The organism is Curtobacterium sp. PhB137 (genome assembly GCF_003814955.1).
In the GTDB taxonomy this organism is placed as follows: domain Bacteria; phylum Actinomycetota; class Actinomycetes; order Actinomycetales; family Microbacteriaceae; genus Curtobacterium.
The window spans coordinates 546,460-570,936 of the sequence record NZ_RKQO01000004.1 but is presented as its reverse complement, the minus strand read 5'-3'; the positions used below and the strand labels follow the sequence as shown (position 1 = coordinate 570,936).

Annotated in this window: 21 protein-coding genes and 3 tRNA genes; 12 read left to right on the top strand and 12 right to left on the bottom strand. The window is 68.9% G+C overall.

The window, feature by feature from the left end; genetic code table 11:
• Positions 1-91 precede the first annotated feature (91 nt).
• Entirely contained in the window at positions 92-1,627 is a 1,536-nt protein-coding gene (locus tag EDF28_RS03110) for a PucR family transcriptional regulator (RefSeq protein WP_123937130.1), read from the top strand.
• A gap of 20 nt (positions 1,628-1,647) precedes the next feature.
• Positions 1,648-2,265 (top strand): TetR family transcriptional regulator, encoded by a 618-nt coding sequence (locus EDF28_RS03105; protein WP_123937129.1) that lies wholly within the window; start codon positions 1,648-1,650, stop codon positions 2,263-2,265.
• Here the strand turns inward: EDF28_RS03105 and EDF28_RS03100 are convergent.
• Entirely contained in the window at positions 2,248-2,949 is a 702-nt protein-coding gene (locus EDF28_RS03100) for an NUDIX domain-containing protein (RefSeq protein ID WP_123292927.1), read from the bottom strand. The two genes, EDF28_RS03105 and EDF28_RS03100, sit on opposite strands and share 18 nt — an antisense overlap.
• 58 nt (positions 2,950-3,007) lie before the next feature.
• Here EDF28_RS03100 and EDF28_RS03095 point away from each other — a divergent pair, with 58 nt between their 5' ends.
• Entirely contained in the window at positions 3,008-3,487 is a 480-nt protein-coding gene (locus EDF28_RS03095; RefSeq protein WP_123937128.1) for a hypothetical protein, read from the top strand.
• An 86-nt stretch (positions 3,488-3,573) separates the two neighbouring features.
• Here the strand turns inward: EDF28_RS03095 and EDF28_RS03090 are convergent.
• A tRNA-Leu gene (locus EDF28_RS03090) sits at positions 3,574-3,660 on the bottom strand.
• 86 nt (positions 3,661-3,746) lie between these two features.
• Here EDF28_RS03090 and EDF28_RS03085 point away from each other — a divergent pair.
• From EDF28_RS03085 to pknB, 7 genes are all read left to right on the top strand, one after another.
• A complete protein-coding gene (locus EDF28_RS03085) occupies positions 3,747-4,427 on the top strand; it encodes a DUF3662 and FHA domain-containing protein (RefSeq protein ID WP_123937127.1) in 681 nt (226 codons plus the stop codon).
• A complete protein-coding gene (locus EDF28_RS03080) occupies positions 4,424-4,975 on the top strand; it encodes an FHA domain-containing protein (protein ID WP_111083697.1) in 552 nt (183 codons plus the stop codon). Before EDF28_RS03085 ends, EDF28_RS03080 begins: the two co-directional genes overlap by 4 nt.
• A 6-nt stretch (positions 4,976-4,981) precedes the next feature.
• Entirely contained in the window at positions 4,982-6,340 is a 1,359-nt protein-coding gene (locus EDF28_RS03075; RefSeq protein WP_111083696.1) for a Stp1/IreP family PP2C-type Ser/Thr phosphatase, read from the top strand.
• The gene (locus tag EDF28_RS03070; RefSeq protein WP_123292931.1) at positions 6,337-7,779 is read left to right on the top strand and encodes an FtsW/RodA/SpoVE family cell cycle protein; all 1,443 of its coding nucleotides are present in this window, start codon (positions 6,337-6,339) and stop codon (positions 7,777-7,779) included. Before EDF28_RS03075 ends, EDF28_RS03070 begins: the two co-directional genes overlap by 4 nt.
• Positions 7,776-9,230, top strand: a complete 1,455-nt coding sequence (locus tag EDF28_RS03065; protein WP_111083694.1) for a penicillin-binding protein 2 — start codon at positions 7,776-7,778, stop codon at positions 9,228-9,230. Before EDF28_RS03070 ends, EDF28_RS03065 begins: the two co-directional genes overlap by 4 nt.
• Positions 9,227-11,008 (top strand): serine/threonine-protein kinase, encoded by a 1,782-nt coding sequence (locus EDF28_RS03060; RefSeq protein ID WP_123937126.1) that lies wholly within the window; start codon positions 9,227-9,229, stop codon positions 11,006-11,008. The genes EDF28_RS03065 and EDF28_RS03060 overlap by 4 nt, the downstream gene beginning before the upstream one ends.
• A gap of 133 nt (positions 11,009-11,141) precedes the next feature.
• Positions 11,142-12,962: a Stk1 family PASTA domain-containing Ser/Thr kinase gene (gene pknB, locus EDF28_RS03055; protein WP_123937617.1), complete on the top strand. Its 1,821-nt coding sequence runs from the start codon at positions 11,142-11,144 to the stop codon at positions 12,960-12,962.
• Positions 12,963-13,174: 212 nt separating this feature from the next.
• On the opposite strand, the gene EDF28_RS03050 is transcribed toward pknB, so the two are convergent.
• Entirely contained in the window at positions 13,175-13,819 is a 645-nt protein-coding gene (locus EDF28_RS03050; protein ID WP_123937125.1) for an aminodeoxychorismate/anthranilate synthase component II, read from the bottom strand.
• 81 nt (positions 13,820-13,900) lie between these two features.
• On the opposite strand from EDF28_RS03050, the gene EDF28_RS03045 reads away from it, so the two are divergent.
• A complete protein-coding gene (locus EDF28_RS03045; RefSeq protein WP_123292935.1) occupies positions 13,901-14,155 on the top strand; it encodes a cell division protein CrgA in 255 nt (84 codons plus the stop codon).
• 509 nt (positions 14,156-14,664) lie between these two features.
• Here EDF28_RS03045 and EDF28_RS03040 read toward each other — a convergent pair.
• Complete coding sequence (locus EDF28_RS03040; protein ID WP_123937124.1) at positions 14,665-15,519, bottom strand: rhomboid family intramembrane serine protease; 855 nt, start codon at positions 15,517-15,519, stop codon at positions 14,665-14,667.
• A 7-nt stretch (positions 15,520-15,526) separates the two neighbouring features.
• Positions 15,527-16,066 (bottom strand): peptidylprolyl isomerase, encoded by a 540-nt coding sequence (locus EDF28_RS03035; RefSeq protein ID WP_111083688.1) that lies wholly within the window; start codon positions 16,064-16,066, stop codon positions 15,527-15,529.
• 116 nt (positions 16,067-16,182) lie between these two features.
• Here EDF28_RS03035 and EDF28_RS03030 point away from each other — a divergent pair, with 116 nt between their 5' ends.
• Positions 16,183-16,758 (top strand): hypothetical protein, encoded by a 576-nt coding sequence (locus EDF28_RS03030; protein WP_111083687.1) that lies wholly within the window; start codon positions 16,183-16,185, stop codon positions 16,756-16,758.
• A gap of 391 nt (positions 16,759-17,149) precedes the next feature.
• Here the strand turns inward: EDF28_RS03030 and EDF28_RS03025 are convergent.
• The 7 genes from EDF28_RS03025 to recF all read right to left on the bottom strand — a co-directional run bounded on the left by EDF28_RS03025 (position 17,150) and on the right by recF (position 24,458).
• Positions 17,150-17,222, bottom strand: a tRNA-Ala gene (locus EDF28_RS03025).
• A gap of 55 nt (positions 17,223-17,277) precedes the next feature.
• Positions 17,278-17,354, bottom strand: a tRNA-Ile gene (locus EDF28_RS03020).
• Positions 17,355-17,429: 75 nt separating this feature from the next.
• Complete coding sequence (locus EDF28_RS03015; protein ID WP_027466922.1) at positions 17,430-17,837, bottom strand: DUF3566 domain-containing protein; 408 nt, start codon at positions 17,835-17,837, stop codon at positions 17,430-17,432.
• Complete coding sequence (gene gyrA, locus EDF28_RS03010) at positions 17,830-20,487, bottom strand: DNA gyrase subunit A (protein WP_216834274.1); 2,658 nt, start codon at positions 20,485-20,487, stop codon at positions 17,830-17,832. The genes EDF28_RS03015 and gyrA overlap by 8 nt, the downstream gene beginning before the upstream one ends.
• A 134-nt stretch (positions 20,488-20,621) precedes the next feature.
• Positions 20,622-22,625 carry a DNA topoisomerase (ATP-hydrolyzing) subunit B gene (gyrB, locus tag EDF28_RS03005; protein WP_123292937.1) on the bottom strand — a complete coding sequence of 668 codons (2,004 nt, stop codon included), beginning with the start codon at positions 22,623-22,625 and terminating at the stop codon, positions 20,622-20,624.
• A 133-nt stretch (positions 22,626-22,758) separates the two neighbouring features.
• On the bottom strand, positions 22,759-23,259 hold the full coding sequence (locus EDF28_RS03000; RefSeq protein ID WP_123937123.1) for a DUF721 domain-containing protein: 501 nt from the start codon (positions 23,257-23,259) through the stop codon (positions 22,759-22,761).
• Positions 23,259-24,458, bottom strand: a complete 1,200-nt coding sequence (recF, locus tag EDF28_RS02995) for a DNA replication/repair protein RecF (RefSeq protein ID WP_123292938.1) — start codon at positions 24,456-24,458, stop codon at positions 23,259-23,261. Before recF ends, EDF28_RS03000 begins: the two co-directional genes overlap by 1 nt.
• Positions 24,459-24,477 lie beyond the last annotated feature (19 nt).

Sequence of the window (24,477 nt, the reverse complement as noted above, 5' to 3'; positions counted from 1 at the left end):
CGGCGATGGTAGGAGCCTGCGGTGACCACGGCGGCTGTCCACCGTGTACATCGAGCACCGGTCCGATCGCCCCGGTGGATAAGGTGCTCCCATGCCCGCGACGCTGCGTTCCCTGTTGCACCGTGCCGACCTCCGCCTCCGCCCGCTGACCGACGCGGACACGGACGCCCTCGACACCCCGCTGTCGTGGCTGCACAGCTCCGACCTCGAGGACCCGACACCGTTCCTGGCCGACGGGCAGGGACTGCTGACCACGGGCACCCAGTTCGGCGCCGAGGCCGAGGTCCCGGAGGACGTCGCCGGCCCCTACGTCCGCCGACTCGTCGAGCGGGGCGTCGTCGCACTCGGGTTCGGCACCGAGGTCGTCCGCGCCGGCACCCCGGACGCCCTCGTCGCCGCCTGTTCGCAGCACGGACTCCCGTTATTCGAGGTGCCCTACGAGACCTCGTTCATCGCGGTCGCGCAGGCGAACGCCGAAGCGGTCGCCCGCGACGCGAACGCCCGGAACGCCTGGGCCCTCGCCGCACAGCGGGCGATCTCGCTCGCGGCGATGCGCCCGGACGGACTCGGCGCCACGATCGCCGAGCTCTCGGGGCAGCTCGACGGCTGGGTCGGGCTCTTCGACGTGTCGGGGCGCCTGGACCGCGGGCACCCGGCGGACGGCGTGCCCGCGCAGGACCTCGAGCTGCTCCGGACCGAGGCACTGCGCCTGCTGCGCGCGGGACAGCGGGCGAGCCTGCCGGTGACCACCGAGCACCACACCGGGTTCACCCTGCAGACCCTCGGCAGCGGGGGCCACCTGAGCGGCGTGCTCGCGATCGCCAACGGCGGTGCGCTCGACCGCGCCGGTCGTGAGGTGGTGACGTCCGTCATCGCCCTCGCTGGCCTCGCGCTGCAGCAGAACCGTGAGCTGGCCCGGGCACGCGGGCTCCTGCGCACCGGCCTGCTCACCATGCTCTCGGTCGGCGATCCGGAGGTGGTCCAGTCGACGTCGCGCGAGGTGTGGGGTCCCCTGCCCGCCGAACCAGTCCGGATCGCGGCCCTCGACGTCGACGACCACGACCTCGACACCGTCGTCGACCTGCTCGAACTGTGGGTGCAGGACCGGCCCGGACAGCTCTTCTTCGCCGTCGACGACGCCCTCTTCCTGTGCGTGAGCGCCGACGACACCGCGATCGTCGAGGAACTGGTCGGGCGCTTCGACCTGCGGGCCGGCCTGTCGGACGGTGCCGCCTACCGGTCGTTCGGCCGCGCTCGGACCGAGGCCGTGCAGGCCCTGGACCGTCGGCGCGAAGGACGACCGGGCACCACCGAGTTCGGCGACCTCGCCCGGGAAGGCGTCCTCGCACACCTGGCCCACGTGGACGTCGACGCCGGCGCCGTCGCCCGCGCGTTCCTCGCTCCCCTGCTCGAACACGACCGGTCGGCGGGCACCGAGCTCACCCGCACCGTCCGCGCCTGGCTCGAGCAGAACTGCGAGTACGACCGGGCCGCCCAGGTGCTCGGCATCCACCGCCACACCGCACGCTCCCGGGTCGAGCACGCCGGCCGGCTCCTCGACCGCGACCTCACCGTCTTCGCGACCCGTGCCGACCTGTGGGCGGCCTTCGTCGTCGAGGGCGCGTGACCCGCGGATACGGTGGGACGATGCCGACGACACCGGCCCGCCGGCGCCTGAGCCCGGCCGAACGCGGATCCCAGATCGCGGCGGCCGCCGTCGACCTGGCGCGCGCCGAGGGCCTCGCGGCGGTGACGCTCCGCGGGGTCGCCGCCGTGATCGGGGTCGCGCCGTCGCTCGTCGCCCACTACCGCCCGAGCATGGAGGACCTGGTCGGCGAGACGTTCCGCACCGTCGCGACAGCCGAGGTCGCCGAGGTCCGCGCGATCGTCGCCGCTGCGCCCGACCCCGTCTCCGGCCTCCGCACCCTGCTCGGCTGCATCGCCGATCCCGCGCGCGACGACGTCGCCACCCTGTGGGCCGACGCGTGGAGCGTCGGCCGCACGAACGCGGCGCTGGCGACCGCGGCACGGGACGTCATGGACGACTGGCAGCTCCTCGCGACCACGGTCGTCGTCGACGGGGTGCGCGCGGGCGTGCTGCGGACCGACGACCCGGACGGCGTGGGACGCCTGCTCTTCGCGCTCGTCGACGCCACCAACGGGTACGCCCTGGTCGACTACCTCGACCGACCGACCCGCGAGGGCCTGGTCCGCACGACGATCGCCCGAGCGGTGGGCCTGGACGGGTCAGCCCTGTCGGGGTGACACCCGCCGCGGCGCCACTGACCGCAGCGCCACCCACTGCAGCAGCATGATCGTCTTGCCGTCGGCGATCCGGCCGTCCTCGACCATCGCGAGGGCCTCGTCGAGTGCCAGCTCGAGCACCTCGATGTCCTCGCCCTCGTCCTCGACCCCGCCGCCCGCCTCGACCCGGTCCGCCGGTGTGTAGGCACCGACGTAGAAGTGGACACGCTCGGTGACCGAGCCGGGGCTCATGAAGACGTCGCCGACGCGCACCAGCTCACCCAGCCGGATGCCGAGCTCCTCGGCGGCCTCGCGGCGGACGGCGGTCTCGGGGTCGTCCTCGTCGAGCAGCCCCGCCGCCGCCTCGATGAGCATGCCGTCCGGGTGCCCGTTCACGTACGCCGGCCACCGGAACTGCCGGGTGAGCAGGACGGTACGGCGCTCGGCGTCGTACGGCAGCACGGTGGCGCCGTTCCCGCGGTCGTAGGTCTCCCGCTGCTGTCGGTCCCACCGGCCGTCCCGGCGCCGGACGTCGAGCGTGGTGCGACGGAGCACGTGCCAGCCGTCCGACACGACCTCGACGTCCCGCACGACGACGTCGGGGTTGCGGTCGAGGTCACGGCCGACGGCGTCGAGTCCGGTCCGCCCACGGGCATCGGGGACGTCGACGCCGGGACGAGGGGCTGCTGCACGATCATCGGTCACCTGGTCACGCTAGCGGGGCGGCTGCTCGCACGACCTGCCCGCCCGGTACCGTGCAGCCATGACCAGGACACCGTTCACCCGTCGCCCGGATCGACCGCAAGTGGTCACCGTGTCGTTCGTGCTCTGGCTCGTCTGGGTCGCGGTCTGCCTGGTGGCGACCGTCCTGCAGTTCGTGGCGGGCACTGGCGGCAACGCCCTCGGCACGGTCCTGACGGTGCTCGTCGCCACCGTGGTCTGGGGACTCGTCGGGTGGGCGGTCGTCCGCACGGCCGCCGGGTCGCGGGTGGCACGCATCGTGCTGGTCGTCGTCGCCGTGGCCCGTGCGGTGCTCAGCCTCACGAGCGGCGAACTCGGACTCCTGACGATCGCGTTGTCGGTCGTCGCCGCGGTCCTCCTCTTCCTGCCCAGCGCGCGCCCGTTCTTCGCACCGAGCGATGCGGGAAGAACCGACCACGGGTTCTCCGGACCCGGCGTGTCGGGGTCGAGCCGCGCCTCCTGGCCGGATCCCGACCACGCGACGGACGCCGATCGGACCTGATCCGCCCACCGGCGACGGCCGCCCGGGTACGTCCTGGAAGAACACGAAAGGCCCCGGATTCTTCCGGGGCCTTTCGCTGTTTCGCCTGGTGCGCGAGGGGGGACTTGAACCCCCACGCCGTTTCCAGCACACGGACCTGAACCGTGCGCGTCTACCAATTCCGCCACTCGCGCCAGCCCCAAAACACTACCACGCACAGACTGCCCCCTGCGCCAACCACTACCATGCAGTGGTTGACGACCGACGACTCTGGAGACACATGGGCCTGCTGGACAACTTCGAGCGAGGGCTGGAGCGCGCCGTGAACGGCGCGTTCGCGAAGACCTTCCGCTCCGGTGTGCAGCCGGTCGAGATCTCCAGCGCCCTGCGCCGTGAGCTCGACACGAAGGCCGCCGTGGTGTCGCGAGAGCGCATCCTCGTGCCGAACGAGTTCACCGTGCGCCTCGCACCGCCGGACTTCACGCGCATGAACGACGTCGGTCGTCCGCTCATCGACGAACTCACGCAGATGGCCCACCAGCACGCCGTCGCGCAGAACTACTCGTTCTCCGGACCGGTCACCATCCGGCTGCAGCAGGACGGCACCCTGTCGACCGGCATCCTGCAGATCGACTCCACCACGGTGCAGCGCGACGTCGCCTGGATCGCCGTGCTCGACATCGGCTCGCAGCGCCACCGCCTGCAGCGCGGACGCACCGTGATCGGCCGCGGCAGCGACGCCGACATCACCATCGCGGACACCGGGACGAGCCGGAAGCACGTCGAGGTCCTGTGGGACGGCAAGCACGCCCAGGCCACGGATCTGGGCTCGACGAACGGCTCGTTGCTGAACGGACAGCACTTCCAACAGGCGATCGTGGAGCCGGACTCCACCATCGAGATCGGTCGTACCCGTATGGTGTTCCGGGTGATCCCGGAGAACGACGGAGGTGCTCGATGACCACAGGCCTGACCCTGCTCGTCCTGCGCTTCGCGTTCCTCGCGGTGCTCTGGCTGTTCGTCTTCGTGATCGTCTTCGCCCTGCGCAGTGATCTCTTCGGCCAGCGCGTGCGCACGATCCCCACGGATTCCAAGTCGGCTCCCTCCGGCCCGACGACCCCGACGATCCCCGCAGCGGCGGCGCCGGCAGCGGCCTCGGGCGGCGCGTTCACCGACCTCATCGGGCAACCCACGGCGGCGACGCAGTCGCCCTCGCCGGCAGCGGTGCGCCTCGTGATCACCGAGGGCGCGCGTGAGGGCATGGAGATGCCACTCGGCGGCGGGCCGATCACGATCGGCCGCTCCAGCGAGTCCAACGTCGTGATCCGCGACGACTACACCTCGACCAACCACGCCCGGCTCGACCTGCGCGCCGACGGCTGGCTCCTCACCGACCTCGAGTCCACGAACGGCACCTTCGTCAACGGTCAGAAGGTGAGCGCTCCCCTGATCGTCGCGGAGCGCACGCCGATCACGATCGGGACGACGACGTTCGAGCTGCGGCGGTAACCCGGCATGACCGCTCGCACGTTGAGCGCCGCTGTGTCCCACGTGGGCCGCATCCGCGCGAACAACCAGGACTCCGGCTACGCCGGGGCGCACCTGTTCGCGGTCGCGGACGGCATGGGTGGGCACGCCGGCGGCGACGTCGCCTCGGCGATCGCGATCCGGCGCATCAGGGAGGTGGACCGCGAGTTCCCCTCGGCCCACGACGCCGAGTTCGCGTTGCAGTCGGCCCTGATCGCGGCGAACCAGCTCATCACCGAGACGGTCTTCGAACACCAGGAACTGACCGGCATGGGCACCACGGTGTCCGCGATGATCCGGGTCGGCGAACAGATCGCGATCGCGCACATCGGTGACTCGCGCATCTACCGCCACCGAGACGGCGAGCTGCAGCAGATCACGTCGGACCACACCTTCGTGCAGCGCCTGGTCGACAGCGGCCGGATCACCCCGGAGGAAGCCGCGGTCCACCCCCGTCGCTCGGTGCTCATGCGGGTGCTCGGCGACGTCGATGCCGCACCAGAGGTCGACACCGCGATCATGGACATCCAGCCGGGCGACCGCTGGCTGCTGTGCTCCGACGGCCTGTCGTCGTACCTGGCCGAAGAGCGCATCCGGCACGCCCTGGCGTCGAACATGGACGCCAACCAGGTCACACAGCGCCTGGTCAAGGAGACCCTCGACCACGGCGCCCCCGACAACGTCACCGTCGTCGTCATGGACGTCACCGCTGACGAGGTCGACGACGACGACGACGCGGCCACCACCGTCGGGTCCGCGGCCGCCCCCCTGACCTTCGAGGCGTCGACCGGTCGCAAGCCGATCCGCCTCCCCACGATCCTGCTGCACCCGCTCAAGGTCACCACCGCCCCGGAGGACTCGCACTTCGAGCCCGAGTCCGACCAGTTCTTCGCGGAGCTCATCGCCGAGGACCGCCGACGCCGCATCCGACGTCGGGTCTCGTGGACGGTCGCGCTCGTGGTGGCGGTCGCTGCCCTGGTCGGGGCCGTGTTCCTCGGCTGGCGGATCACCCAGGACCACTACTACGTCGGCACCGACCGCGGCACAGTCGCCATCTACAAGGGCGTCCAGCAGTCGATCGGACCACTGGCGCTGTCGGACGTCTACGAGGACACCGACATCACCGTGTCGATGCTGCCGGACTACACCCGCGAGAACGTCCGCTCGACGATCAACGCGCAGTCGCTCGACGACGCGCGGGACATCGTCGACCGACTGCGCAAGGCCGCCGAGACCGGGCAGGACCAAGCCGGTACCGGCGGTGACGGCGGATCCACCTCGTCACCCTCGCCGTCACCGACCCGGTCGTCGACGCCCTCCCCGTCCCCGACCCGGGGCTCGCGATGAGCAACGCCACCGCCCAGTCGTTCACGCAGGCGATCACGATCAAGCTCCGTGAACCCGCACGTGCTCGGAACCTCGAGCTCGTGCTGCTCGTCATCGCCTGCGGCATTTGCGCCGGCGCGATGGTGCTCGTGCAGCTCGGCACCAAGGGGCGACTGTTCGACACCTCGGTGCTGTGGGTCGGCGGGGGCATCCTCGGGCTCGGGCTCGTGATGCACGTCGTGCTGCGGGTCGTCGCCAAGAACGCCGACCCGTTCGTCCTGCCGATCGCCCTCGTGCTGAACGGCATCGGCATCGCGGAGATCTACCGCATCGACGTCCACAACGGCCTGACCGGCTGGGACGCCATCGGTGTGAAGCAGATCGTCTGGACGATGCTCGCGATGGTCCTGGCGATCATCACGCTGCTGGTCGTCCGGAACCACCGGTTCCTGCAGCGCTACCGCTACATCTTCATGTTCCTGACGATCGCGCTGCTGCTGCTGCCGATGCTCCCCGGCATCGGCTACGCACCCGGCGGAGCACGGGTCTGGATCCGCGTCGGACCGTTCTCGTTCCAGCCGGGCGAACTCGCGAAGATCACCATGGCGCTCTTCTTCGCCGGGTACCTCGTCACCGCGCGCGACTCGCTGTCGATCGTCGGCAAGAGATTCCTCGGCATGACGTTCCCGCGTGCCCGCGACCTCGGCCCGATCCTGGTGATGTGGGGCGCCGCGATGGCGGTCCTCGTCTTCCAGCGCGACCTCGGCACGGCGCTGCTGTACTTCGGCCTGTTCCTCGTGATGATCTACGTCGCGACCGCGCGCATCAGCTGGGTGGCCATCGGCCTCGTGCTGTTCGTCGGCGGCGCCCTCGTCGCGCAGAGCGTCCTCGAGTACGTGCACGGCCGCTTCGAGCAGTGGCTCGACCCGTTCAACCAAGAGGTCTTCAGCCGCGACACCCAGGCGAGCTACCAGCTCGTGCAGGGACTGTTCGGCTTCGCGAACGGCGGCATCACGGGCACCGGCCTCGGCCAGGGGCGCCCGTACATCACGCCGGTCGCCAACGCGGACTACATCATCGCCTCGCTCGGCGAGGAGCTCGGCCTGATCGGTGTCTTCGCGATCCTGGCGCTCTTCATCGTGCTGGCCTCGCGCGGCATCCGCGTCGGGTTCATGGCGCAGGACGACTTCGGCAAGCTGCTCGGCGTCGGCTTCGGCTTCGTGATCGCCCTGCAGGTGTTCGTCGTCGTCGGTGGCATCACCCGCGTGATCCCGGTGACCGGCCTCACCACGCCGTTCATGGCTGCGGGTGGTTCCTCGCTCATCGCCAACTGGATCATCGCCGCGATGCTGCTGCGACTCACCGATTCCATCCCAGCCGAACAACGCGTCCAGCAGGGTGCGATCCCCGCCGCGAGCGGGCGGTCCGCGCGCGCGACCAGGAAGGAGCGTCGTCGATGAACCGACAGCTCCGCGGTGTCTCGACCGTCATCGTGCTCATGTTCGTCGCACTCTTCGTGTCGACGACCTCGATCCAGTTCTTCTCGGCGGACACGCTCCGCGCCGACTCCCGCAACTCACGCACCATCTTGGACAGTTACTCGACCAAGCGCGGTGCGATCCTCGTCGACGGCAGCCCGATCGCCGAGTCGACCCCCGTGGACGACCAGTACGAGTACCAGCGCAAGTACACGAACGGCGACCTGTACTCGGCGGTCACCGGGTACTTCACCATCGGCCAGGGCAACACCGGCATCGAGAGCGCGGAGAACACCGTGCTGTCCGGCAACTCGGACGCCTCGTTCTTCCAGAACCTCAACTCGATCCTCACCGGCCAGGACGTCCAGGGCGACAACGTCAACCTGACGATCGACCCCGCCGTGCAGCAGGCCGCGTACGACGCCCTCGGCACGAACAGCGGCGCCGTCGTGGCCATCCAGCCGAAGACCGGCAAGATCCTCGCGATGGTCTCGAAGCCGAGCTACGACCCGAACACCCTCACCTCGCACGACACCGCGAAGGTCAAGGAGCAGTACGACGCCCTGCTCGGCGCCTCGTCGTCCCCGCTGCAGAACCGCGCCATCGGCGGCGACCTGTACACGCCCGGATCCGTCTTCAAGCTCGTCGTGGCATCGGCGGCGCTCGAGGGCGGCAAGTACAACCTCGACTCGACGTTCCCGAACCCGTCGCGCCTGCAGCTCCCCGGCACGAGCTCGTACATCAACAACGCCGAGGGCGGCACGTGCGGGGGCGGCGACAAGGTCAAGCTCCGCACGGCCATCCAGTACTCGTGCAACATCCCGTTCGCCGAGCTCGGACAGAAGCTCGGGTACGACGCGATCAAGAGCATGGCCGACAAGTACGGCTTCGGTGACGCCATCGAGGTCCCGATGTCCGCGACCGCCAGCCAGTACCCCGAGGTCGACTCCACCGCGCAGCTCATGCTCAGCGCGTTCGGCCAGGCGAGCGTCCGGGTGTCCCCGCTGCAGATGGCCATGGTGTCGGCCGGCATCGCGAACGGCGGCAAGGTCATGCAGCCCTCGCTCGTCGACTCGATCACCACGAGCGACCTGAAGACGGTCGAGTCCTTCTCCCCGAGGCAGTACAGTGATCCGCTGTCCTCCTCCGAGTCCGCTGACCTCACCGAGGCCATGCAGAGCGTCGTGAACGCCGGGACCGGAACGAATGCCAAGATCGACGGTGTCGACGTCGCAGGGAAGACGGGCACGGCCGAGGGCGGAACAGGCGATCCCTACACCCTCTGGTTCACCGGGTTCGCGCCCGCGAAGGACCCGGAGGTCGCCGTGGCGGTCGTCGTCGGAGACGGCGGCGGGCTCGGCCAGTCGGGAGTCGGCAACACAGTCGCGGCCCCGGTCGCGAAGAAAGTCATGGAGGCGGTGCTGAACAAATGAGACCCACCAGCGGACTCACCTTCGGTGGGCGGTACCAGCTCTCGTCCCGGGTCGCCATCGGCGGCATGGGAGAGGTGTGGCAGGCCACCGACCTCGTCATCGGCCGAACCGTCGCACTCAAGATCCTCAAGGACGAGTACCTCGGCGACCCCGGGTTCCTCGAGCGCTTCCGCGCCGAGGCCCGGCACGCTGCGCTCGTCAACCACGAGGGCATCGCCAACGTCTTCGACTACGGCGAAGAGGACGGCAGCGCCTACCTCGTGATGGAGCTCGTCCCCGGCGAAGCGCTCTCGACCATGATCGAGCGCGAGCACACGCTGCCGGTCGACAAGGTCCTGGACATCGTCGCGCAGACCGCGAACGCCCTGCAGGCCGCGCACGCGGTCGGTCTCGTGCACCGCGACATCAAGCCCGGCAACCTGCTCATCACGCCGGACGGCCGCGTCAAGATCACCGACTTCGGCATCGCACGCATCGCCGACCAGGTCCCGCTGACCGCGACCGGCCAGGTCATGGGCACCGTGCAGTACCTCTCGCCCGAGCAGGCGAGCGGGCACCCGGCGTCACCGTCGACCGACATCTACTCGCTCGGCATCGTCGCGTACGAAGCCCTGGCGGGTCGTCGTCCCTTCACGGGCGAGTCGCAGGTCGCGATCGCGATGGCGCACATCAACGAGCAGCCGCCGGCGTTGCCCGGGGACATCCCCGAGCCCGTCGCCGCCCTCGTGATCTCGTGCATCGCGAAGAAGCCCGCCGATCGTCCCGCCACCGCCGCCAACCTGGCGCGCGCCGCACAGGCGCTCCGCCGTGGTGACGTCGCAGCGGCCACCGTCGCCGTCCCCGCCATCGCACAGGGCGGCACCGTCGCGTTCAACCCGCCGCAGGGCCAGGGCAACGACGCCGCCACGGCACTGCTCGGCACCCAGTCCGGTGCGGCCGCCGGCGGTGCCGGTGGACCCGTCGGACCGCGCTCCCCGGCGACGGACGAGCCCGAGGAACCGAAGAAGAAGCGCGCCTGGATCTGGTGGGTCGTCGGCATCGTCGTGGTGCTCGCCATCGCGGGTGGCTTCGGTGTGTACGCCCTGAACAACCCGGCCGACCCCGACCCGACGCCCTCGAACTCCGCGTCGAGGACCCCGCGTCCGACCACGACACCGTCCGAGACCCCGTCCCAGACGCCGGTCGACACCCGCGTGACGGTGTCGGCAGCCGACTACACGGGCCAGAACGCCGAGCAGGTCGCGAACCAGCTCCGCGGTCGGGGCCTGGTCGCCGAGGTCGTCGCCGGTTCGAACGCGACGTCCTCCGACCAGGTCGGCACCGTCGAGTCGCTCAGCCCCGAGGGCAGCCTCGAGCAGGGCACGACGGTGACGATCAAGGCGTTCGGCGACGTGCTGACCGCCGAGGCACCCGAGCGTGCGACCGGTGGATCCGTGAGCGACTCCGGCCGCGTCACGTTCAGCTGGCCGTCCTACGACAAGTGCCCCGCCGGGTACTCCGACGTGAGCTACACGTACACGATCGACAACGGCACGGTCCCGTCGAACGGCAGCAGCTCGGGCTCGACCTCCGGCACGGCGGTCACCGTCGCGGCGGCGCAGTCCGGCACGGTGACCCTGTCGTACAAGGTGACGTGCAAGTCGCCGCAGTCCGGCACCGCGGTCGTCTCCGACTCGTCGCCCGGGGCGCAGGTCACCTGGACCGAGCCCACCGAGGAGCCCACGACCGACCCGAACGACGGCATCGACCCGACCGACGCCCCGATGGACGGCAACTGAACGACCCCCGGACGGGGACTGTCGACACCGTTCGGTAACGGTTCGGTCGACCCCTCCCTGACCAGCGTCTCACCAGGTGGTGCTGCCGTACACTAGCCCGGACGGACAGACGGAGGAGTACGTGCCAGAAGGTGTGACCGCGGGGATCACCCTCCTCGCCAACCGTTACGAGATCGGTGATGTCATCGGCCGAGGCGGCATGGCAACCGTGCACCTCGGCAACGACACCCGTCTCGGTCGCAAGGTCGCGGTGAAGCTCCTGAAGCCGAGCCTGGCCAACGACCCGGCGTTCCGCACCCGGTTCCGGCAGGAAGCCCAGGCCGCCGCACGTATGGCGCACCCCACGGTCGTCCGCGTGTACGACGCCGGCGAAGAGACCGTGACCGAGACCTCGGGCGCCGAGGTGCAGGTCCCCTTCATCGTGATGGAGTACGTCGAGGGCCGCCCGCTCTCCGACATCATCGCCGAGGGCGCCGTCGCTCCGGCCGAGGCCGTCCGCATCACCGAGGGCATCCTCACCGCGCTCGAGTACTCCCACCGCGCCGGCGTCGTGCACCGCGACATCAAGCCCGCCAACGTCATGGTCACGCACAGCGGCCAGGTCAAGGTCATGGACTTCGGCATCGCCCGAGCCATCACCGACACCTCCGCCACGGTCGCGCAGACCACGTCGATCCTCGGCACTGCGTCGTACTTCTCGCCGGAGCAGGCCCGTGGCGAGACCGTCGACGCCCGTACGGACATCTACTCCACCGGTGTCGTGCTGTTCGAGCTGCTCACCGGCCGCGCGCCCTTCCTCGGTGACACCCCGGTGGCGGTGGCCTACCAGCACGTCAGCGAGCAGCCCGTCGCCCCGTCGTCGATCACACCAGAGGTGTCCCCGGCACTCGATGCCGTGACCCTGCACGCCCTGGTCAAGGACCGCACGCGCCGCTTCCAGAACGCCGCCGAGTTCCGCTCGGACCTGCAGCAGGCCGCTGCGGGCCGAGTTCCGGCATCCACCAAGAAGATCCAGCAGAACGCGGCGAACGACGCCTCGACGGTGCTGTTCGGGGTCGACCCGCGCACCACGTCGAACCCCGCCGCGGCGTTCCGCGAGCTCGACGACGACACCGCGGAGCACCGCCCGCAGCGCACGCAGAACCGTCCGCCGGTGGCGTGGATCTGGGTCGGCATCCTGCTGACGGTCGCGGTCATCGTCGGGGTCGTGTTCTTCGTCGCGAACCTGCAGCCGGGCAAACCGCCGGTGTCGTCGTCCGTGAGCGTGCCGAACGTCACCGGGTCGACCTTCAGCGCCGCGTCCACCGCGCTCGAGAAGAAGGACCTGACGGCGGTCAAGGTCGAGGAGAACTCCGACTCGGTCGACAAGGGGACGGTCATCCGCACCGACCCGGGCTCCGGCATCAACGTGGGCCGGAAGTCCAGCGTCAACGTGGTCGTCTCCCTCGGCCCCGAGCGGGTCCCGGTCCCCGAGCTGAACGGGCAGTCCCAGGCAGCGGCACAGCAGGCACTGGACGATGCCGGCTTCCGCGTCGGCGCGATCAGTTCCGACTACTCGTCCGACGTGCCAGAGGGCACCGTGATGAGTTCCGACCCCGAGTCCGGTTCGCTCCACACCAAGGGCATCGTGATCAACCTCACGGTGTCCAACGGCAAGGTGCAGCTGCCGAACGTCACGAACCAGCAGTTCTCCGAGGCGAAGGCGTCGCTCGAGCAGCTCGGCCTCACCGTGACGCCGTCGCCGTCGTACTCGTGCACGGGTGGCCTCGTGACGCAGCAGGACACCCCGCAGGGCGATGTCGCCCAGGGCAGTGCCGTCGCCCTGACCTACTGCGCCGCGTCGAGCCAGCCGACCCACGCTCCGTCGTCCGACAACGGGAACGACAAGGGCGACAACGGGGACAACGGTGGAGACAACGGGGACACCGGCGGGGACAACGGCGACGGTCGCTGATCGTCCCGATCAGGAACGACGCCACCACGGCGGTCGAGCCGACCACACGCACACGCGTGCGGCGTGACGGACCGGTGACGGGCCTCCCGTCGGCACACTGACGGCCAGGAGGCCCGGCTCACCCCCGCCACGCGTCCGCGAGCCCGTCAGGTCGTCGCGTCCACTGCTCCAAGCGCGTCGACACGCGACGCCGTCGAGTGCGCTCTGACGAGTCAGCCGCGATGCGTCGCGATGAGCGGGCCGAGGCCGTCGGCGCGCTCGGCAGCCCCGGAGAGACCGGTGGTCTCGAGCCAGTTGCCGACCATGCGGTAGCCACCCTCGGTCAGGACCGACTCGGGGTGGAACTGCACCCCGTACAGCGGGTGGGCGCGGTGCTGGACTCCCATGATGACGCCGCCGCCGGTCCGGGCCGTGACGGTGAGCTCGTCGGGCACCGTGCCGTCGACGATTGCGAGGGAGTGGTACCGCGTCGCCGTGAACGGGTGCGGAACGCCCGCGAAGAGCGTGCTGTCGTCGTGGTCGACCTGCGAGGTCTTGCCGTGCATGAGTTCGTCGGCGTGCGTGACCGTGGCGCCGAGGGCTTCTGCGATCGCCTGGTGGCCGAGGCAGACCCCGAGCAGGGGGGTGCCGGACGCGATCGCCGCGTGCACCGTGGGGATCGAGACGCCGGCGTCGGCCGGGGTGCCTGGGCCGGGCGACAGCAGGATGCCGTCGTAGTCGGCGATGCGGTCCGCGATCTCCGACTCGGGGAAGGCGTCGTTGCGCACCACGTCCGTCTGGGCTCCGAGCTGCTGGACGTACCCGTTCAACGTGTAGACGAAGCTGTCGTAGTTGTCGACGACGAGGATCCTGGTCATGGCGGTTCACCGTACTCGTGGGGGATGTGTGCAGCGGTCTGCGGGCCGATCCACACACGTGGTCACGGTAGGATACCGGCCATGGCCAGTGACAAGGACCGCACCAAGCCCGCCCGGAGGACCCGAGCCGACTCGGTCGACACCGCGGGGGACGCCCCGAACCCGGTGTGGTTCAAGCCGGTCATGTTCGGCTTCATGCTCATCGGCCTCGTCTGGGTGATCGTCTTCTACATCTCGAACGCGACCCTGCCGGTGCCGAGCCTCGGCTCGTGGAACATCCTGGTCGGCTTCGGCATCATGTTCATCGGCTTCCTCATGACCACCCGCTGGCGCTGATCCGCAGCCTCGAGACACTCCGACGCCCGTCGCACCACTTGGTGCGGCGGGCGTTGTCGTTCTCCACAGGACTTGCTGCCGCTCGTCCCCAGATCATCGAGGATCCGGGCGGTTCTCCACACTTCTCCACACTCTCCACATCGTCATCCACACCCCGACCCCGGAGTTATCCACAGCTGAGTCCACAATGGGGATAATCACACGCGTGTAACTCACCGGTTTCTCCACACCTGTGGATAACTCTGCGGACGCCTTGTGGACGGTGGACTGGAGGCCCGTGGCGGCCTGGCACCGTGCCTCCCGTCCGCCGTTCGGTCGCGCCACGAATGTGCGGCTGGCTGCGCCGTCCTGTCTGCGAAAGCGTCAGACCTCGCCGAAAGGTCGGCGGCAGACTGTCGCTTCCGCGGGAGAGCGGCCGCACGACGGGCTGGGCGCAGGGATGTCTCGGAACGACGAACGCCCCGCCGCGGAAGCGACGGGGCGTTCGGTGGACGTGTGTCCAGGTCGGGTCAGCCGATGGTGACCGCGTACCCGACTGCGGTTAGCACGATACCCACCAAGGCGGTGGCGACGAGCAGGCCGATCTGCAGCGGCCGCTGCCGGACGTTCCGGGTCTTGGCGAACACGAAGCCCACCAGGAAGCCGCCGATGATCCCACCGACGTGCGCCTGCCACGAGATGTTGATCCCCGGGAGGAACCCGACGACCAGGTTGAGCCCCATGATCACGAGGAGCTGCACCGCGTTCTGCCCGAGGCTCCGCTGCAGCACGAAGAACGCCGCGAAGAGCCCGAAGATCGCTCCGGAAGCGCCGACGACGGTCGTTCCGGGAGCGAGGAACGTCACGAGCATCGAGCCGAAGATCCCCGTGATGAAGTACAGCGCGACGAATCGCCAGGTGCCGAGCATGTTCTCGAGCATCCGACCGAAGATCCACAGCGCCCACATGTTGAACAGGATGTGGAAGATCCCCGAGTGCACGAACAGGGAGGTGACGACTCGCCACGGCTGTGTGGGCAAGAGGAACGAGTTGTAGGCCAGCAGGCTGGTGAAGAACCGGCCACTCACCTGGTCCAGCAGCCAGATGGCGACCGTGATCGCCACGATGACGACCGTCGCCTTCTGGTCGAGCATCGCGAAGCGCCGTCGCGCGACCGTCAGCCCACTGGGGGCTCCGGACGCGCGACGGTTCGCTGCGAACTGTGCGCGCTGTTCACGCACGCACTCCGGGCAGTGCACCCCGACTGCCGCCGGCGTCTGGCACTCCGGGCAGATCGTCCGCCCACAGCGCTGGCAGAGCACGAAGCTCTGCCGGTCCGGATGCCGGTAGCAGGTGTTGTTCGGGTTGTACGCCTGGTCGGTCACGTGTGGATCAGACGCCTTCGACGTCGATGCTCTGGATGACCACGTCCTCGACGGGCTTGTCACGGCCGTCGGTGGGGACACCCTCGATGGCGTCGACCACGGCACGCGACTCGTCGTCGGCGACCTCACCGAAGATGGTGTGCTTGCCCTGCAGCCACGGCGTCGCCACCGTGGTGATGAAGAACTGCGAGCCGTTGGTGCCACGCCCGCCCTGGATGCCGGCGTTGGCCATGGCGAAGATGTAGGGGTTCTGGAACGTGAGCTCCGGGGAGATCTCGTCGTCGAAGCGGTAACCCGGGCCGCCGATGCCCTGGCCGAGCGGGTCACCACCCTGGATCATGAAGTCCTTGATGATGCGGTGGAAGACGACGCCGTCGTAGAGCTTGTCGGTGGAGACCTTGCCCGTACCCGGGTGGGTCCACTCCTGCTTGCCCGTGGCGAGGTCGACGAAGTTCTTGACGGTCTTCGGTGCGTGGTTGCCGAACAGGTTGACGCGGATGTCGCCCTTGTTGGTGTGGATCGTTGCGACAGCGGTGTGCAGAGACATGTTCCGATTCTCGCATGTACCGGCTGCGTACGGACCGGACCCACAGGTGAGGCTCCGTGACCTGTCAGGGACTCTGGTGGCAGGATGGGGTCACGCCGATCCGATGGAGGTACCAGATGACGACGATCGAGATCCCGCGCAAGCGTCGGAAGCAGATCAAGAAGCTCAAGGGCCAGACCGCCTCGCTCCTCGGAGAGCAGCGCAAGGTCCTCGAGCACGCGAACGCGATCCTGGCGGAAGCCCGGTCGAACGCAGCCGACGCAGCCCGCAAGGACATCGCCCCTCGTGTGCAGAACGCGATCGACAACGGGATCCGTCCCGCGGTCGCGACCGGGGTCCACGCTGCGACGTCCGCAGCACAGAACGCTTCGCACAAGTTCCAGTCCGAGGTCATCCCCGGACTGGTGTCGACCGCTGGCTCCGTGCTGAGCGTCACCGACCTCGCGAAGGACCCCCGGGTCAAGAAGATCGTGAAGAACGCCCAGAAGAAGGGCAAGAAGGCCAAGAAGGCTGCTGTGAAGTACGTGCCGTCGCAGCAGAAGAAGGGCATCGGCTTCGGTGGTGTCGCGCTCATCATCGTCGGCGTCGTCGCCGTTGCTGGTGCTGCGTACGCCGCGTACCAGACGCTCCGCGCCGACGACGACCTGTGGGTTGCCGACGACGCTGACACGGCGGAGAAGCCTGCCGCCTGACCTCCACGGTTCGTACGAAGGGCCCCGGCACTCCGCCGGGGCCCTTCGTCGTTCCCGGCCTCGGGTCTGCGACGAGGCATCGACTGGCTGACCGGCCGATGCCGAGGTTCCACGACATGCCGCACGCCAGCCGCCGAGGTTCCACGGCCGTCCCCAGCCGCGCCCGAGATGCCGATATTTCGGAACCTCGGCGCCGCGAGACCTCGGCGCACCGACACCCGCCCGGACCGAGCACGCACGACGAGCACGCACGACGACGACGACGACGAACGCGCGACGTCCCACGGAGACGGCCATCGCGGAGCGGCCCGTGCCGAAGGCACGAGACGAGCACGGCGGAACGATCCGGCGGAGGAAGGAACGACCGCAGCAGGGTCATCCCGGAGTGGAGTGGAGCCTGGGAGAATCGAACTCCCGACATCCTGCTTGCAAAGCAGGCGCTCTACCAACTGAGCTAAGGCCCCGGGTGCCACCGAGGTGATCGGTGACGGGATGGAATTGTCGTGTGTTCCGAAGAACTGGTGGGGCTACAAGGACTTGAACCTTGGACCTCTTCGTTATCAGCGAAGCGCTCTAACCGCCTGAGCTATAGCCCCTCAGACCGGATGAAAGCCTACCCCACGGATCTCGCAGAACGAAATCGAGCGGTCGGCTCACCCGGCCCGGGTGTGTCAGTTGTTCGTGAAGCCGACGAGCAAGCCGCCGGTGATGCGAACACTGAGGTTGTAGAGGACGCTCACGATGGCGCCGAGCACGGTGCCGACGACCACGTTGAGGATGCCCACGACGATGGAGAACCCGAGCACCTGACCCAGTGAGAACTGGTCCATGATCGAGTAACTGTTCTGACCGGTGACGTCCTTCAACAAGGCGTCCACCTGCGTGAACACGCCCGTCTGGTTGAGGATGACCCACACCAGCGCCGTGGCGACCACGATCACGATGCTGCCGGCCAGGGCGATGAGGAAGCTGAGCTTCACCATCGACCAGAAGTCGACGTAGACCAGCCGCAGCCGCACTTGGCGGGTGCCGACGGGTCGCTTCGCCTTCTTCTGGAGCTTCTCGGCGACACTACTCATTGCTTGACTGGTCCTCTCCGGCCTCGTCCGCGACGGGCTCGGTGTCGATGGGATCAGTGGAGTCCGGGGCCGCTTCGGAAGGGCTGACCGTCTCCACCGGGCCCGCTGGCTCGATCTCGGCGTCGTCCTGGTCGACCAGGTTCCGCTCGGTGTTCTGGGCCACTGCGATGATCTTGTCGTTCGCCGCGAACCTGGCGAAGACGACACCCATGGTGTCGCGACCCTTGGCAGGGACCTCGGCCACGGCAGACCTTACCACCTTGCCCGATTGCAGCACGACGAGCACTTCGTCGTCCTCACCGACGATGAGAGCACCCACAAGGTCGCCTCGGTCGGTCGCCAACTTCGCCACCTTGATGCCGAGACCACCGCGTCCCTGGATGCGGTACTGGTCGACGGCGGTGCGCTTGGCGTACCCGCCCTCGGTCATCACCCAGACGAAACCGTCGTCCGCCACCACGCGTGCGGCCAGGAGCGAGTCGCCGTCGCGGAAGGACATGCCCTTCACGCCGGAGGTCGACCGACCCATCGGCCGCAGGGTGTCGTTCGTCGCGGTGAAGCGGAGCGACATGCCCTGTCGTGAGACGAGCAGCAGGTCGTCGTGCTCGTCGACGAGCAGCGCCTGGCGGAGCTTGTCGCCGTCGCGCAGGTTGATCGCGATGATGCCACCGGTGCGGTTGGTGTCGTACTCGGTGAGCGCGGTCTTCTTCACCAGCCCGTGCTCGGTCGCGAGGACGAGGTACTGCGCGACCTCGTAGTCACGGATGTCGAGCACCTGCTGGATCTGCTCGTCCGGCTGCATCGCGAGCAGGTTCGCCACGTGCTGGCCCTTGGCGTCGCGGCCGGCTTCCTGCAGCTCGTACGCCTTGGCGCGGTAGACCCGGCCCTGGTCGGTGAGGAACAGCAGCCAGTGGTGCGTCGTCGTGACGAAGAAGTGCTCGACGATGTCGTCCGCGCGGAGCTGGGCCCCACGGACACCACGGCCACCGCGGTGCTGCGAGCGGTACTGGTCGCTGCGCGTGCGCTTGACGTACCCACCGCGGGTGATGGTGACGACCATCTCCTCTTCGGGGATGAGGTCTTCCATCGACATGTCGCCGTCGTAGCCGAGCATGATCTCGGTGCGGCGGTCGTCGCCGAAGCGGTCGACGATCTCCTCGAGCTCGTCGCGGATGATCGTGCGCTGCCGGGTCTCCGACGCCAGGATGTCCTGGAAGTCGGCGATCTTGCGCTCGAGTTCTTCGGCCTCGTCGTGGATCTTCTGGCGCTCGAGGGCGGCCAGTCGACGGAGCTGGAGCTCGAGGATCGCGCGCGCCTGGATCTCGTCGACGGACAGCAGGTCCATCAGGCCGGAGCGGGCCTCTTCGACATCGGGCGACCGACGGATGAGCGCGATGACCTCGTCGAGGGCGTCGAGCGCTGCGAGGTAGCCGCGCAGGATGTGCGCGCGCTTCTCGGCCTCGCGCAGGCGGAACTGGGTGCGGCGGACGATGACGTCGACCTGGTGCGCGACCCACGCCGAGATGAACCCGTCGAGCGGCAGGGTCCGCGGGACGCCGTCGACGATCGCGAGCATGTTCGCGCCGAAGTTCTCCTGCAGCTGCGTGTGCTTGTACAGGTTGTTCAGCACGACCTTGGCCACGGCGTCGCGCTTGAGGACGATCACCAGGCGCTGGCCGGTGCGACCCGAGGTCTCGTCGCGGATGTCCGCGACGCCGGCGAGCTTGCCGTCCTTGACGAGGTCGGCGATCTTGATCGCGAGGTTGTCCGGGTTGACCTGGTACGGCAGCTCGGTGACGACGAGGCAGGTGCGACCCTGGATCTCCTCGACGTTGACGACGGCGCGCATCGTGATCGAACCGCGACCGGTGAGGTAGGCGTCCTGGATGCCCTTGGTGCCCAGGATCTGCGCACCGGTCGGGAAGTCCGGCCCCTTGATGCGCTGCATGAGCGCGGCGAGGAGCTCTTCGCGCGTCGCCTCGGGGTTGTCGAGGGCCCACTTCGCGCCCTCGGCCACCTCGCGCAGGTTGTGCGGCGGGATGTTCGTCGCCATGCCGACCGCGATGCCGACCGAGCCGTTGACGAGCAGGTTCGGGAACCGTGCCGGCAGGATCGCGGGCTCCTGCGTGCGACCGTCGTAGTTGTCCTGGAAGTCGACGGTGTCCTCGTCGATGTCCCGGACCATCTCCATGGCGAGCGGCGCCATCTTGGTCTCGGTGTACCGCGGGGCTGCTGCGCCGTCGTTGCCCGGCGAGCCGAAGTTGCCCTGGCCGAGTGCGAGCGGGTACCGGAGTGACCACGGCTGCACCAGACGGACCAGCGCGTCGTAGATCGCCGAGTCGCCGTGCGGGTGGAACTGCCCCATGACGTCGCCGACGACGCGGGAGCACTTCGAGAACGCGCGGTCCGGACGGTAGCCGCCGTCGAACATCGCGTAGATCACGCGGCGGTGCACCGGCTTCAGGCCGTCGCGGACCTCGGGCAGCGCGCGGCCGACGATGACCGACATCGCGTAGTCGAGGTAGGAACGCTGCATCTCGAGCTGCAGGTCGACCTGCGAGATGCGGTCACCGGAGACGACGATGTCCCCGCTGTCGCCGTGGACGATCTCGGGCTGCTCGTCGGGGGCGTTCTCGTTGTCGTCAGCCATTGGCTTGCGTTACCTTTCTGACGGCCGGGAGGCCGTGGTGACGTTCGTCGCGGTGGACGCGACCACAAGTGGTCCGGACCAGAGCACGCGGCTGGCACCGCGCCTCCAGGCCAGGGTCGAGATGTCGAGTCTGTTCAGATGTCCAAGAAGCGGACGTCCTTGGCGTTCTGCTGGATGAACTGGCGACGTGCGTCGACGTCTTCACCCATCAGCGTCGAGAAGGTGCTGTCCACCGCGGCGGCGTCCTCGAGCGTGACCTGCAGGAGCGTACGGGTGTCCGGGTTCATCGTGGTGTCCCAGAGCTCCTTGTAGTCCATCTCGCCGAGGCCCTTGTAGCGCTGGATGCCGTTGTCCTTCGGGATCCGCTTGCCGGCGGCGATGCCCGACTGCATCAGGGCGTCGCGCTCCCGGTCGCTGAACACGTACTCGTGTGCGGCGTTCGACCACTTCAGGCGGTACAGCGGCGGCTGCGCGAGGTACACGTAGCCGCGCTCGATGAGCGGCCGCATGTAGCGGAACAGCAGGGTCAGCAGCAACGTGGTGATGTGCTGGCCGTCGACGTCGGCATCGGCCATCAGCACGATCTTGTGGTACCGGGCCTTGTCCGGGTCGAAGTCCTCACCGATGCCGGCGCCGAACGCCGTGATCATCGACTGGATCTCCTGGTTGGCGAGCGCGCGGTCGAGCCGCGCCTTCTCGACGTTCAGGATCTTGCCGCGCAGGGGCAGGATCGCCTGGGTCATCGGGTTGCGGCCCTGCACGGCGGAACCGCCGGCGGAGTCACCCTCGACCATGAAGATCTCCGACAGGGTCGGGTCCTTGGACTGGCAGTCCTTCAGCTTGCCGGGCATGCCACCCGACTCGAGCAGCCCCTTGCGACGCGTGGTCTCGCGGGCCTTGCGGGCGGCGAGTCGCGCCTGCGACGCCTGGATCGCCTTGCGGACGACGTCGCGGGCCTGTGTCGGGTTGCTCTCGAACCAGTGCGTGAGCTCGGCGCCGACGACGCGCTGCACGAAGCCCTTCGCCTCGGTGTTGCCCAGCTTCGTCTTCGTCTGGCCCTCGAACTGCGGTTCGCCGAGCTTCACGGAGATGACGGCCGTCAACCCTTCACGGATGTCGTCACCCGTCAGGTTGTCGTCCTTCTCCTTGATGATCTTCGTCTCGCGCGCGTACTTGTTCACCAGGTACGTCAGCGCCGCGCGGAAGCCCTCTTCGTGGGTGCCGCCCTCGTGCGTGTTGATCGTGTTCGCGAAGGTGTGGACGCTCTCCTGGTACGAGGTGTTCCACTGCATCGCGACCTCGAGCGCGATCTTGCGCTCGGTGTCCTCGGACTCGAAGCCGATGACGTCCGGGTGGACGAGGTCGGCCTTCTTCTGCGCGTTGATGTACTCGACGTAGTCGGCGAGACCGCGCTCGTACATGAAGGAGTCGTTCCGCGCCTCTTCCCCTTCTTCCGGGGTGCGCTCGTCGCGCAGGTTGATCCGCAGCCCCTTGTTGAGGAAGGCCATCTGCTGGAACCGGGTGCGCAGGGTCTCGTAGTCGAAGACGACGGTCTCGAAGATCTCGGCGTTCGGCCAGAAGGTGATCGTGGTGCCGTGCTCGTCGGACGGTTCGTCCTTGGTGAGCGGTGCGACCGGGACGCCGTCGGTGTAGCTCTGGCGCCAGACGTGGCCCTGCTGTCGGACCTCGACGTCGAGCTCGGAGCTCAGCGCGTTCACGACGGAGGAACCGACACCGTGCAGACCACCGGACACCGCGTACGCGCCGCCGCCGAACTTGCCGCCGGCGTGCAGGACGGTCAGGACGACCTGGACGGTCGAGACGCCCTCGGCCGCGTGGATGCCGACCGGGATGCCACGGCCGTTGTCGACCACGCGGACACCGCCGTCTTCACGGATGGTGACGTCGATGGTGTCGCAGTACCCGGCGAGGGCTTCGTCGACGGAGTTGTCGACGATCTCCTGGACCAGGTGGTGCAGACCGCGGGGCCCCGTCGAACCGATGTACATACCGGGACGCTTGCGGACCGCCTCGAGCCCCTCGAGCACCTGAATCTGGTCTGCTCCGTAGGACGGTTCGCTCTGCGGGGTCTCCGCGTCGAGCGGGTTCTGCGGGTCGTCTTCAGATTCTGATGCCATGTCGAGCGTGCTCCTGCCTGCGCGCGGAACGCCCGCGCACTGCACCTCCCAGTCTACCGCAGAGGCCCCTCTTTCGAGGGCTCATCCGGCCCACAGGCGGGCTTTTTTGGCACCACAGGATGATTTCGTCGACTCAACCGTAGGTGTCGCGAGGACCGCGCCCCTGGACCGTCCTGGGGCCGCGTTTCCAGGTGGGGACGTACGGCCCCGAAACCCGGATCGACTCGACCCCGGCTTCCGGGTGCCGCTCGGCGATGGTCGTCGTGACGCTGGCCCGCATGAGACGGAGCTGCGTCGCCCAGGCCGTCGAGTCACACCGGATGACCAGCGCACCGTCGTCGATGGTGACCGGGGTGGAGTGCTTCGCGAGTTCCTCACCGACGACGCTCGGCCAGTCCACGAACAGCTCCGAGCGGGCCAGGGGTTCGGTCCACCCGAGCTCGTTGGCCAGGGATCCGACCACGTCACCGAGCCCTCGGGGCTCACGGCCGCGGCCGTACGGGACGGTGTCGGCGTCGAACTCGCGGGAGCGACGGCGGCGGGCGTCGACCCCGCGCTTCGAGGGGTCGCCGAAGACGGCTCGGAGGTGCCGGTACAGCCGCGACGGCTCGGTCGGCTTCCACGGGCGGGGCATCAGGCGTCGGCTTCCGGCGGGGTCGCGTCGGTGTCGTCGGTCACGATCGTGCCCGCCTCGATCCGCACCGTGTGCGCGGCCAGCTGGGAGGGGACGTCGCCGAACACCGCGGCCGTGATGAGGACCTGCTCGTAGTCGGCCACGGCGTTCCCGAGGCGTTCGCGCCGGGATTCGTCGAGTTCGGCGAACACGTCGTCGAGGATGATGATCGGGTCACCGAGGTTCGACTCCGCCCGCAGGATCGACGCGCTCGCCAGCTGGATCGCGAGCGCGAAGGACCAGGACTCCCCGTGACTGGCGTACCCGCGGGCAGGTAACCCGTTGAGCTGGAACAGGACGTCGTCCCGGTGCGGCCCGACGAGGGTCAACCCGCGGTCGAGCTCGTCGCGACGACGACGCTCGAGGGCAGCTGCGAACGCCTCGGCTGCAGCGGTCACGCTCACCGGCTCGTCGGGGGTGCCGAGGACCGGGTCCGTCGCGGCGGCGGCCTCCGGGTCACCGCCACGGATCGAGAGCACACCGGCGATCGAGGCATCGTGGTCCTCGCCCGCGACGGTGGCGTACGCCTCGGCGACGAACGGTGCGAGCCGGCGGGTCAGGTGGTCGCGCGCGGCGACGATCTCGGCACCGAGTCCGACGAGGCGGTCGTCCCAGACGTCGAGCGTCGACAGGGCGTTGGCCTTGGCGCCGGTGGCACGGGCCGACTTGAGCAGGGTGTTCCGCTGGCGGAGTGTGCGGTCGTAGTCGGCCAGCACCCCTTGCATCCGCGGTGCGATCTGGCCGAGCAGCTCGTCGAGCATGCGTCGCCGACCGGCCGGTTCGCCACGGACCAGGGCGAGGTCCTCGGGAGCGAAGAGGACGGAGGTGCAGTAGCGCGGGAGTTCACGCGGCTTGATCGCCGACCGGTTCACCTGCGCACGGTTCGCTCCGGTGCGGTTGATCTGCACCTCGGCGAGGATGCTGCGGTCCTCGTGCGCCAGGCGGGCCCGGACGATCGCGGCGTCGCAGCCCTGACGGACGAGCGCGGCATCCGTCGGGACCCGGTGGGAACCGAGTGTCGACAGGTACCCGATGGCCTCGACCAGGTTGGTCTTGCCCTGCCCGTTCCGGCCGACGAACAGGTTCGGCCCGCGTGCGAGGTCGACGTCCGCCTCCCGGTAGTTCCGGAAGTCGGTGAGTTGGAGATGGTCGACGTGCACGCGGGCCGAGTCCGGGTTT

Bases quoted from the DNA above. Each gene is read 5' to 3' on its own strand.
- EDF28_RS03105 (WP_123937129.1), top strand. From the start codon at position 1,648: ATGCCGACGACACCGGCCCGCCGGCGCCTGAGCCCGGCCGAACGCGGA.
- EDF28_RS03065 (WP_111083694.1), top strand. From the start codon at position 7,776: ATGAACCGACAGCTCCGCGGTGTCTCGACCGTCATCGTGCTCATGTTC.
- EDF28_RS03085 (WP_123937127.1), top strand. From the start codon at position 3,747: ATGGGCCTGCTGGACAACTTCGAGCGAGGGCTGGAGCGCGCCGTGAAC.
- EDF28_RS03015 (WP_027466922.1), bottom strand. From the start codon at position 17,837: ATGAGTAGTGTCGCCGAGAAGCTCCAGAAGAAGGCGAAGCGACCCGTC.
- EDF28_RS03045 (WP_123292935.1), top strand. From the start codon at position 13,901: ATGGCCAGTGACAAGGACCGCACCAAGCCCGCCCGGAGGACCCGAGCC.
- EDF28_RS03075 (WP_111083696.1), top strand. From the start codon at position 4,982: ATGACCGCTCGCACGTTGAGCGCCGCTGTGTCCCACGTGGGCCGCATC.
- gyrB (WP_123292937.1), bottom strand. From the start codon at position 22,625: ATGGCATCAGAATCTGAAGACGACCCGCAGAACCCGCTCGACGCGGAG.
- EDF28_RS03050 (WP_123937125.1), bottom strand. From the start codon at position 13,819: ATGACCAGGATCCTCGTCGTCGACAACTACGACAGCTTCGTCTACACG.
- EDF28_RS03035 (WP_111083688.1), bottom strand. From the start codon at position 16,066: ATGTCTCTGCACACCGCTGTCGCAACGATCCACACCAACAAGGGCGAC.
- EDF28_RS03110 (WP_123937130.1), top strand. From the start codon at position 92: ATGCCCGCGACGCTGCGTTCCCTGTTGCACCGTGCCGACCTCCGCCTC.
- EDF28_RS03000 (WP_123937123.1), bottom strand. From the start codon at position 23,259: ATGCCCCGCCCGTGGAAGCCGACCGAGCCGTCGCGGCTGTACCGGCAC.
- gyrA (WP_216834274.1), bottom strand. From the start codon at position 20,487: ATGGCTGACGACAACGAGAACGCCCCCGACGAGCAGCCCGAGATCGTC.
- EDF28_RS03070 (WP_123292931.1), top strand. From the start codon at position 6,337: ATGAGCAACGCCACCGCCCAGTCGTTCACGCAGGCGATCACGATCAAG.
- EDF28_RS03030 (WP_111083687.1), top strand. From the start codon at position 16,183: ATGACGACGATCGAGATCCCGCGCAAGCGTCGGAAGCAGATCAAGAAG.
- EDF28_RS03080 (WP_111083697.1), top strand. From the start codon at position 4,424: ATGACCACAGGCCTGACCCTGCTCGTCCTGCGCTTCGCGTTCCTCGCG.
- EDF28_RS03060 (WP_123937126.1), top strand. From the start codon at position 9,227: ATGAGACCCACCAGCGGACTCACCTTCGGTGGGCGGTACCAGCTCTCG.
- EDF28_RS03095 (WP_123937128.1), top strand. From the start codon at position 3,008: ATGACCAGGACACCGTTCACCCGTCGCCCGGATCGACCGCAAGTGGTC.